This window comes from Proteiniphilum sp. UBA5463, from assembly GCF_002427225.1.
Classification (GTDB): domain Bacteria; phylum Bacteroidota; class Bacteroidia; order Bacteroidales; family Dysgonomonadaceae; genus Proteiniphilum; species Proteiniphilum propionicum.
In genome coordinates, this window is the sequence record NZ_DIQL01000028.1 from 19107 (window position 1) to 28854 (window position 9748).

7 protein-coding genes and 2 riboswitches are annotated in these 9748 nt (G+C 43.0%); all 7 genes read right to left on the reverse strand.

The window, feature by feature from the left end; genetic code table 11:
* Positions 1–240: 240 nt before the first annotated feature.
* Positions 241–987: a DUF4465 domain-containing protein gene (locus B3B27_RS05055; RefSeq protein WP_238866614.1), complete on the reverse strand. Its 747-nt coding sequence runs from the start codon at positions 985–987 to the stop codon at positions 241–243.
* Between the two features lie 203 nt (positions 988–1190).
* Entirely contained in the window at positions 1191–2144 is a 954-nt protein-coding gene (locus tag B3B27_RS05060) for a PKD domain-containing protein (RefSeq protein WP_286845909.1), read from the reverse strand.
* 86 nt (positions 2145–2230) lie between these two features.
* Positions 2231–3394: a YncE family protein gene (locus tag B3B27_RS05065; protein ID WP_238866617.1), complete on the reverse strand. Its 1164-nt coding sequence runs from the start codon at positions 3392–3394 to the stop codon at positions 2231–2233.
* Positions 3391–5433 carry a TonB-dependent receptor gene (locus tag B3B27_RS05070; RefSeq protein WP_238866619.1) on the reverse strand — a complete coding sequence of 681 codons (2043 nt, stop codon included), beginning with the start codon at positions 5431–5433 and terminating at the stop codon, positions 3391–3393. Before B3B27_RS05070 ends, B3B27_RS05065 begins: the two co-directional genes overlap by 4 nt.
* A gap of 121 nt (positions 5434–5554) precedes the next feature.
* Positions 5555–5769: riboswitch (cobalamin riboswitch) on the reverse strand.
* 150 nt (positions 5770–5919) lie between these two features.
* Positions 5920–6381 carry an anaerobic ribonucleoside-triphosphate reductase activating protein gene (nrdG, locus tag B3B27_RS05075; RefSeq protein WP_238866621.1) on the reverse strand — a complete coding sequence of 154 codons (462 nt, stop codon included), beginning with the start codon at positions 6379–6381 and terminating at the stop codon, positions 5920–5922.
* Positions 6382–6481: 100 nt separating this feature from the next.
* Positions 6482–8611 (reverse strand): anaerobic ribonucleoside-triphosphate reductase, encoded by a 2130-nt coding sequence (nrdD, locus tag B3B27_RS05080; protein ID WP_238866623.1) that lies wholly within the window; start codon positions 8609–8611, stop codon positions 6482–6484.
* A 189-nt stretch (positions 8612–8800) separates the two neighbouring features.
* A riboswitch (cobalamin riboswitch) is annotated at positions 8801–9014 on the reverse strand.
* A gap of 223 nt (positions 9015–9237) precedes the next feature.
* Positions 9238–9720, reverse strand: a complete 483-nt coding sequence (locus B3B27_RS05085) for a hypothetical protein (protein ID WP_238866625.1) — start codon at positions 9718–9720, stop codon at positions 9238–9240.
* Positions 9721–9748 lie beyond the last annotated feature (28 nt).

The window sequence follows — 9748 nt, forward strand, 5'->3', positions numbered from 1 at the left end:
GTTTAAGCCTGGTTTTCGAAGCGTTAATCAACAAAAGCACGGGTATTAATAATATAGTATTTGGTTTTGACAGGAATCGGAACTGCGAGCAGAACGAGGATCATAACCGATACCAGGAAGAGGATCGGAACCGCGAGCTCAGATTGGAAGTATAAATAAAAGGCGCTCCAATCACTTGGAGCACCTTTTTCTAAAAATAATAAAAAAGTAGAGAGAATGCAGCCTAGCGACTGCATTTTTTTATTCACTTATAACCGCTGTAATATCATCAATACAAAAATAAGAAGGAGTATTCATTCCCCAGTCTCCGTTATCGGTGGAGGAGAGTTCAAAATGAACACTTTTCACTTCTCCAAGCCCCATGAGATCAACCCATTTCCATTGATTAAGCAGTTCTGACTTGCCGTTACGGAAATCGGCCAGGTAAAACTCCACTGCCTGCGTGTCATTCCCCGCTTTATCTTTTCCCTTGATCTTGAGTTTAAACCAGTCGCCTTCCCCGAATTTTTTAGCAAATTGGTCCCCATTTTTCATGGAGAAATAGGCGTAGGTACTGTTGGTAACATACATTCCCTTAACCCTGCAGGAAGTGCCTCCTTTGAAAGAAATTACAGCAGGATTATAATCTGTACTGTTTGCCGTAAGGTAAACTTTTCCTGTATATGCTTTTCCGGTGATGGCACTATTGTTAGCATAACTTGCAGTTGTGACATCACTTTTATTAGTGTACATGAATCCACTCCAGGAAGAATCGGAAAAATAGTTGTCAAAAACGAAAAGATTATCCGCACCGCTGAACTGGTTTTTCCATATGGGACCATAATCGCCGGGAATTTCGGTTCCCGACTTGTCTCCGGTCCACTCGGTTTCGACTCCAGTTAGCTTGTTTTCCAGATCAACAACTTTTGTAACGGTTACATCATCATTCTCGCATGAAACCATCAGAAGAGAGAAAAGAGAAATTAAATAAAACAGGTTTTTTTTCATTTTGATACAATTAATTGGTTCAACTTTAGCATGTGTTGCTCTTAGAGCTTAATAGTTCTACATTGTATGTTTAGCTATACACCCATCGCATTAACACATGCGAAAGTTCAGTTATTTGATTATTTGACATATAAAAATATACTGTATTTCCTGTAATGATTACTTAGTTGAACAGGCATTACAATTGTTTGGCATATTAAAATCTACTGTTGTTGGAGCAGGTGCAGATCAATTACTCCACTTACTTCGGTGGAAGACTCTCCAATGCGTCCATTAAATTGGTTCACACCCGTATATATTTTAACAAAATCTATTCCGTCAAGATGTACTTTCTTACGGTTTGTATCTACAGCCCAGTCTATATCGAACTGAGCTCCTGAGCTGTTGTTAGGCATATTGTCGGCATAACCCCAGTCGTAAGAGTGCAAGGTGTAAGTATCGTTATCAACAGTGTTGTTGTCGGGAAGCCTTGTCCCGATAAACTGCATTTTATCACTGTCTATCCATTGCGGGTAATAACTTTGCTGGTGAAAGGTAGTCTTATAAACATAACCCTCGCCATTTACGTTAGCGGTCCATTTGATATAGGCTGCATCAGTCACGTAAAAGAGCGATGGGTGAGGGACAGGAGTTTTATTTTCATCGGGCCTGTAGTAAGTGATTTCATAATTGTGTATGGTTTTCTCATTGTCATGTTCGCTTCCGGCAAGTTCGTACCATGGGTCATCGGGTTTCCCGTTTTTGTTGATGTCGGCAGATACCATCACAATACCCGGTTCACTATTGCCGGCGTAAGCATTTCCCAGTACTGCAAAATCGGCTTTACCAGGCACATTTTCAATGGTATGATCAAACCCCACTACTACATAACCGCCAAACCCGCCCAGCGATATCAGCCCACCTCTGTCACCGGCGATTTTTTCTTCGGCTTTTTTCGCCATTGTTTCGAATGTATCGCCTTCCTTATATTCCGGCAGTTTGTTCACAAACTGGCCCGGAGCAGGCATATACTCAAACACGCGGGTGAGATAGGGAGAGTGTTTTATTCCGGGGCCTTCTCCCTCATCAGTCACATCTCCTTCACTGCTGCAACCCACTGGCAGAAGAATAAAGAAAAGGAGAAAGAAAAATTGAAAAAGCTGCCTTTGTTTTGTCATAAGAATAATTTGATTTTTTTATTATTGCATATAAACCTTTGCCATTCCTAATATCTATAAGGATGGAGCAATTAGTTCGATTTTGTTTATCTTCTCTTGGGGAGTAAAGCAAAATGCGCGGGAATATCTCCCGTTTGTATGCTCCATCGCTTTTTCCCTTTCCGGTTGAAACAATACAGAAATCCCGGATTAATATAATCTCCCGCATCAGTTATGTAGATATCTTTTGTTTCGGGATGTACCATTATACCGTAGGGAGTCTCAAATTGCCTCTCAGTACCGTCTGTAATGAAATGCGTATTTATAACTTCACGGGTAGTTGTATTAATGATGGTGAAATTGAACTTATTCACATTTGATGCTGCTCTCTCTTCAATACCAAAAAGATACAGTGAATCACCATCTATCTGAAAATTATTGACAGAAAGTAAAACAGAATCGCTTACTATCTGCTTTTGCCGGTCGATAAAAAACAACCTGGAAGAATTGCCCCGATGATCACCACGTGAGGTGACCCACAGGTTACCTCTTTTATCTGCTTTGATCAGGTGAAGATTGCAGCTCACATCAATACGTTTTTCTTCTTTAAATGTCGCAATATCTATCACAGAAACGGTTCTCTCATAGTTTGCACTTTTTCCTGCTCCCTTGTAACCGCCGGAATTTGCTACATAAATCTTACCGTGAGAAATGGCAATTCCATCAGGCTGATATCCTACAACACATCTTTCTTCAACTTGCAGCGTCGCTGTATCAACCCTAGCCACATAGCCTCTTTGTTTATATTCGGGATCTATCTCGATAGGGCCTGCATAAGATGTAACGTAAGCATACCTTTCGTAGAAGGCAATGTACCTGCAGTTGGGAATATCCGCCTGCCCGATTCTTTTTGCCGTATGTGCATCCATCACCTCAATTTTATTGGATGCGTTAATGACAGCGTACAAGCGGTTACCATAAAGCTTAATGTCATTACCAACATCACCCAGCTCTTTTGGAACGGATGGATTCTGTACGGCGTAGATATTACGATTGTAGCTTCCGGAAACAAAGTCGTAATAATCTAGCGTTGCTTTGTTACTCCCCATATTTCCCTCATTCAACAGGTAAAAGCCGGCAAACCGGCCGGCTCCTGAGGCCCCGGGATCGGTAACGACAGCCTCAGAGAGCAGCAGCTCCACATCTTTTCGGCAAGAAGCAACAAGCATCGCAAAAACCAAAAGTGATAGTATGATAATCTGTTTCTTCATATTTCCACTGTCAGTGTAATTCTATAGTTTCTTTTTGGCATTGGGTAGTTCAGAACCACCTCATAATCCTGACTGAACATATTATTCACTTCTAAAGAGAGTTTTCCGTTGAATTGTTTCCGGGTGAATGAGCGGGCCAGCGATAAGTCGCTCGTGTACCAGGGTTGTTCATAATTCTCACGTATATTGGCTGAGGAACGGTAACGCTCGCCTACATAGATAAAACTGTAGTTCAGATGCCACAGGCGATGACTAAGAGTAGCAACCACAGAACCGCTATGCCACGGGATGTAAGCAATTTGTCCGCCATAAGTAATCTTTTCCAGCTCCTTGTTTGTCCGGCGTGTAAGATCCTGTGCCTGCTGCCAGGTATAGTTAAGCTTTATGTTCAGGAGCCATTCTTTATTGAGCATTGAAACCGTTGAAACAGCAATATCTAACCCTTTTATCTCCACATTCCCCACATTCATCATCATCCAGCGGTACATTCCATTTCCTTTAGGTACCGCGATAATCTTGTTGGTAACCAGGTTGAAATAGCCATCGGCCTGAATATCCCAATGCCGGATAATACCGTATGTGTAGCTTTTGGTATACTGTACGCCAATATTGTATTGACGGGTATCTTCAGGTTCGAGGAAAATGTCCCCGATATCTGTATAAAAGAGATCGTTGAATGTAGGCATCCGGAATATATGTTTATAGAAAGCCCTGAGATTCAAGTCATGCAGAAAGTAAGGTTTGTATGAGACAAACAAGGCAGGGGTAAACCGCTGTATGTTTGGGCCGTTGTCCGGTGCTGAGGTTTCTGTTTCTGTATGGCCACTGATAAATGTGCCTAAAATGCTTCCCTGCATCTTCACCTTTCCAAGATCAACAGCAGTAGCAGCAGCAACCAGGTAAGTGCAACGCGAAGGCTGCACAAAACCATCGAGCTCGGAGCGTAGACCGTTCCATTGTAAATCGGCAGCCAGTGAAATATCCCAGTTCTTCAGAGGTTTATATTTGTTTACCAGAGAGAGATATGCCTCCTGCTGAGTGAAGGTGTTGTCGATATATATCAGAGTGGTATCGGGATTCAGGTAACGCATATGGTCATTAGCGTATTTTCCATTTATCAGTATATCATATTTCGATGATACCGATTTTTGGAAAGTCCCCTGAGTGAAGAAATTACGGTCCCATTGCCTTTGAGAGCGTTTCCATACGTTATTGACAATAGCACCGGGTATACCTCTTTCAGAAGTGTAGAAATAAGTTTTCAGGTTCCAGTTACCTCCCGGAACAAAACCATGCAGTCCTGTTTCCAGTCGCCATGCATCAACATCACCGTTTTGCCGTATAGCTGTGGTATCGTAAACTGCTTCTTTTGTGACAGGGTGAACACGCTTGTACCGGTACTCGTATTTACCGTTTGCATGCACCCACTCCGCATTGAAATAGCCGGCGAGCGCCGATGCAATTTTTTGTTCCCATAATAACGATGGGTTCAAAAGCCCGAACGATCCGGTACGTAAAATTCCTCTCAGATTGTACTGTTTTCCTTTTTTAAAGCGCGGGTAGCGTGTACGGAGATAGATGCTTCCTGATGAGCCGAAATCTTTGGCGGATTGAAAAATCTCACTTTTCTGTCCATTATAAAGTGTGATCGATTCAATATTATCAAGTGAGAATTTTCCGAGATCTATCTGTCCGTTTTGTGCATTCCCGAGCTGAATGCCATCGTAAAATACGCCCATATGGTTTGTACCCATACTACGTATATCTACTGTCTTTAATCCACCGATGCCGCCATAGTCTTTTATCTGTACACCCGAAAAATAGCGGATGGCATCGGCAACAGACAGGCTGCTTAATCCTTTCAGTTCCTCTCCCGAAAGCTTTTGTGCAGGAATGATTTCGCGAGAGGACTTAGCGGTCACAATAATTTCAGGCAGTTGTTGCAGGCTGTCAGTATTATACTGAGCATAGATAGGGCTATGAATCACCAATAAGGCAGCAAGAAAACAAAAAAGCGCTATTTTTATAAATGAGTACATTTACCGAATTTTATCCGGCGAAATAAATGCATCAACGAAAGCACGTTTAACAAAAAAACCAGAAGAAAAGTATGATCTGAAAGTCGTGTCGTTTGCAAGCCTTTTTCCCCGAAAGCCGTTTAACTTTTTTGAAACGCCGGCAGGTCTTCTGACTTACTCCTGTGTCTGAACGCCTTCCCATTCCGGTCTTTCGGAACAGTGGTCATAGAGATGTTTGTTCAGCACATATATGGAGTTCACAGCAGCGGGCCTGTTCAGGATTTGCACCTGATTCCCTTTTAATCACTCATTCGGTGATAATCACAAATAAGTGAAACCGTTGTTTCGCGACAAAGATATAGAAAAATTTCCAATATTTCTTTTTTTATGTAAGAAAACAAATAAACACGTCAACAACCTGAAATGTCTTTGAAATTAAAAAAAAAAGTAGAAAATATAAATAATTTATAAATAACAGGTTTGTGTTTATGTTTGCACAGAGTAGGGCTATGACTGCATGCGGAAGGTAATATCGATAATATCCTCTTTACTGATTCGATACAACCTCTGATTGGTCGTTTTTTTGCTTAACCCTCCCAGCGCTTCCAGATAGGGGCCTGTTTTCACATAATCAAAACGACCGGCAGCCATAGGATGCAGGTTGCTGTTTCCTGAATACCAGGCCGTTTTGAGCCATTCTCCCCAATTCATCCGGATATAGTATGCCAGCCGGCATACTTCTTCGGCATGAGCATCGCCCCCCATAAAACAGATGCAGGTGATTGAATGCTCATAGAGCTGCAGCAGCCGCGAAATGGCCTCTTCGTTCAGTTCTTCACCTATGTCTTGCTGCAGGTGGGGACTGTGACACCCCTTGCAGCGGTGTGGACAACCCGACAGGTTGACGGCTAACGTCACCTCATCGGGAATTTCCTGAAAAACGATATCATAGTCTGTGTATTTAAGCATAAAAATTATCTTATGGTTGAAATATTAGCTTTTCTGTAATACCTTTATGGCATCTCATTCTCAAACATAGCTTTGGTATGCTTGAGACTAATGTACAGCCTTAATAAATAATAGGTTCCTCTTTAGTCTTCTCTGTTATGTCCGGCTTTCCGTAATGTCTTCTTTCCGCTTCCGCCTGCCGAGCAGCCGAGAAGTTGCTCACTCTCTTCATATAACCGATAATGCGTGTGAGGTAATCCACATTCCGGGAGCCACACTGGGGGCATTCCTTCAGGTAACGCTTGTCGATGGCACCACAATCGTTGCATACAGTGTTTGGAATGTTGAAGGTGAAATAGTTGCAGCCCTCGTGGGCTGCTACACGCAACAGCTGTCGGTATTGTGCTTTTGAGAGGTGTTCCTCCAGGTTCAGGTGGAGTGCCGATCCGCCCGTCAAATGTTCAATATAGTTACGTCCGTGCAGTCGGAACTTGTCGATCACATTTAGCGATGGATCTTCCACCCGGTAAAAATAGCTATTGTAGCAGTCGCGCGGCACGAAATAGCCGTCCTCCCTGTCCCATTTGGCATGTTTTACGCCTACATTTTCGGCAGGGATCATCTCACAATTGAACATCAGTTCTTTAGATCGGTATTTTTTGTTGTATTGCTCAATAATTCCGAGCACCTCCTGCACGAAGGCCTTATATTGAGGATTGTGATTGATGGCTATCCCCAGCGATTCGGCTGCTTCCACTAATCCATTTACGCCGATTGTAAGGTATTGGCGTCCGAGGTTGATGTATCCAGCGTCGAACAATGGCAGCATCCCTTTTTGTTGGAACATCTTCAGGTTTTCATTATAGGCGATCTGCACCTTGTGTGTCAAATCCACCACCTCTTCAAGGAAAGTACCATAGGGTTGTCCCGTACGTTTTGCAAACTGAACACAGCGGTTAAGGTTGATGGTGAGCACGCTTTTGGAACCGGTGGATACTCCACCCGCACCTAAGGTGTAGCTGAACCCGTTGTCCTGAATCTCGTTGCGCAGGCGGCAGCAGCTCGATAACGAGTCGGCATTGTCGCTCATATAGGTAAAGAAAGAGTGTCCTTCAGCATACATTTCGGCGGTAAAATCGGCATATTCTGTATCAATCACATCCTCTTCCCGCGAGAGCAATGCCATCGTTTCCACCGGAAAAGTAAGTACGGTTTTGGTGCGTTCCTTGTTAAACCATTTCATAAAGCGTTTCTGCAACCAACTGAGCGATTCCCATACGGGGCGTGAGCCATCGGGGAACCGGAACTCGCCGAACAGGCTTTCGAAGTAGTACCTGTCGTAATAGGAAATGTTCCAGAAGACAGCCTGGAAATTGCGTGCTCCTGTGGGCTGGTTGATGGAGTAGACTATCTGTTCGAAACAGTCGGTAATTACCTTGTCGAGTGTACGCCTTCGTCTTGACAGATCTACTACCTCTGTGGTATGTAAAAAATAGTTGTCGCCATACTCTTTCCGGATAAAATAATCAAGGTACATCAGAAACTCAGGAGTGGCGCAGGCACCACTAAGCATGCTCGATACAATGAATACCATATTGATGAATCCGCCGCAGAACGATTTCAGGTTGGTGGGTGGGGTGGAGTTGCCCCCGACAGACAGGGTGCCGTTCAGCAGCCAGGGATACATGGTAATGCTGGCGCAGTAGTTGGCCAGGCTGGTTTCGTCGTTTTTATAAATGAAATGTTCTTTCAGCATGCCGATGTATTTGTCGGCAAGCTCCTTCCCGTACATCTCCTTCATCCTGTCTGTTATCATCTTCCTATTCAGGTCAATGAAGTTCTTTTTGGGTAGCTCGCCGATGAGTGTGGCAATGTTTTTCTTCTCTACATTGGCATTGGAATCGAACTTGCTTCCCGTGGCAGCATTCTGAGCGTTGCAATAGCTCATCAGGAAGTTCATCTTGCTCTGGATCTCACGTGTTTCGGTATGTTTCTGCCGGTAGAGCATGTATGATTTTGCAACAGCAAAGTATCTTTCCCGCATCAATGCTGTCTCCACCTGGTTCTGGATCTCTTCCACAGTCATTCCGTCAGAAATATGAAGGTGGGCAAGGAGAGTAGTGAAGTCCTCTTCTGTAGCAAACGAACCTACCGACAAAAATGCTTTCGCAATGGCATTTTCAATTTTTTTGAGGGAAAATAGCACCCGTTTCCCGTCGCGTTTCACAATCTGAATTTCATTGTTACCCATTTTTTTAGACCGTTAAATAGTTAGATAAATAGATTGTAAGACTTTTTGATTATTGAATTTTAAAATGTTGGGAGTGGGGCAGTCCTTCAGTCTATTAGTCTGAAAACCTCATGTCCAATAGTCTAAAACAATATGGATATTATGTGTATATCAATATTTCGACTGTCTTTTTACCCGAAAGAGATCAAAAAGTGTATAACGCACCTGGCAGGTCTTCTGACTTACTCCCGTGTCTGAACGCCTTCCCGTTCCTGCTTATCGGAACAGTGGCTATGAAGATGTTTGTTCAGCACATAAAAGGAGCTTACAGCAGCGGGAACTGTTGCTGATTTTCACAGCATTCCCTTTTCATTTTATTTATAAAAGACGACTATAAATAAAAACCAGATGTTGTCACAAAGGTAGATTTACTTTTTTGAAAAAACAATAATGTTTTCCTAAAAAGTTATCAACAGTTATGATTTGAAATCCTATACATTTGATTATTAATTTATTATATATTTTAGCAGGAAATTTGCATTGATTAATAAGATTAAAAGTTGTTCGTTTTGGTGAATAATAAAAATTCAGTGGAGGATAAATAAGCCAAAGATAATTGCCTGCACGGGTTACTTTTTTAAAACGGATTACAGAAACATCAAGATCAATATCAATATCTGCGCCGAGATCACCCAGAGGAACATGGTCAGCGGGTAAACGGTAGAATAAGCCACTGCCGGGGGATCGTTTCCCGCTATGGAGTTGGAGTAAGCCAATGCCGGAGGATCGGTCATGCTTCCCGACAACAATCCCGTCAAGGTAAAATAATCCAAGTGGAGCATTTTTCTGGCCACGCATTCTGTGAGCAGTAGCGGAACCGTCGTGACGACGATCCGGTGTGAGATCAGCACCTTGTCCAATTCTTTCCAGTCCAGCTCCGTTGTTTCTCCCAGAAACGCCGTGACGGCTTCGGCCGCTGCTCCGGCGGTGATCAGTACAAATGTCACACCTAGGGAGATACCGAAGATCCTGATCTTTCCTAATGCCACTCCCGCAGATATCGTCAACGCGTATAGCAGGACGGTATGGGCAATACCATCCTCGAAAAGAAGCGAATGGAACCACTCCATAAAGCTTGTCAATTAAATTCAATAATGA

Bases quoted from the DNA above. Each gene is read 5' to 3' on its own strand.
- B3B27_RS05070 (WP_238866619.1), bottom strand. From the start codon at position 5,433: ATGTACTCATTTATAAAAATAGCGCTTTTTTGTTTTCTTGCTGCCTTA.
- nrdD (WP_238866623.1), bottom strand. From the start codon at position 8,611: ATGGGTAACAATGAAATTCAGATTGTGAAACGCGACGGGAAACGGGTG.
- B3B27_RS05055 (WP_238866614.1), bottom strand. From the start codon at position 987: ATGAAAAAAAACCTGTTTTATTTAATTTCTCTTTTCTCTCTTCTGATG.
- nrdG (WP_238866621.1), bottom strand. From the start codon at position 6,381: ATGCTTAAATACACAGACTATGATATCGTTTTTCAGGAAATTCCCGAT.
- B3B27_RS05060 (WP_286845909.1), bottom strand. From the start codon at position 2,144: ATGACAAAACAAAGGCAGCTTTTTCAATTTTTCTTTCTCCTTTTCTTT.
- B3B27_RS05085 (WP_238866625.1), bottom strand. From the start codon at position 9,720: ATGGAGTGGTTCCATTCGCTTCTTTTCGAGGATGGTATTGCCCATACC.
- B3B27_RS05065 (WP_238866617.1), bottom strand. From the start codon at position 3,394: ATGAAGAAACAGATTATCATACTATCACTTTTGGTTTTTGCGATGCTT.